We start from the raw sequence: 329 nt of genomic DNA on the forward strand, positions 1-329 counted from the left end.
CATGGCATCGTCCTCGACGAACGGGTCGTCGGCCTCCGCCACCGCGTCCTCGAGTCCGCGCAGGGCCGCGCGCACCCGTGAGCGTTCGAGGGCGAGATCCGCGTGCAGGGTGTCGATCCGCTCCGCCGCCTGCTCGACCGATCCGCCGATGAGAGCGGGCATCAGTCGACGCGCGGGCACCGGACCGAGCGCCGTCGCCAACGCCCGATAGGCGTGCAGCGCCAGGACATGCGGCATCCGATACCGCCGGTACCCGTTCGCACCGCGCTCCGCGGCGGGGAGCACACCGAGTCGCTCGAGGTCGCGCACCTGCTGCGTCGAGTAGCCGA

General features: G+C 72.6%; 1 pseudogene. It reads right to left on the reverse strand.

What is annotated here, in order from left to right:
- Nucleotides 1–329 (reverse strand): annotated as a pseudogene (locus ILP86_RS19735) (hypothetical protein); the annotation flags it as partial.

The sequence above is a fragment of the Microbacterium sp. R1 genome (assembly GCF_015159725.1).
Lineage (GTDB): Bacteria > Actinomycetota > Actinomycetes > Actinomycetales > Microbacteriaceae > Microbacterium > Microbacterium oxydans.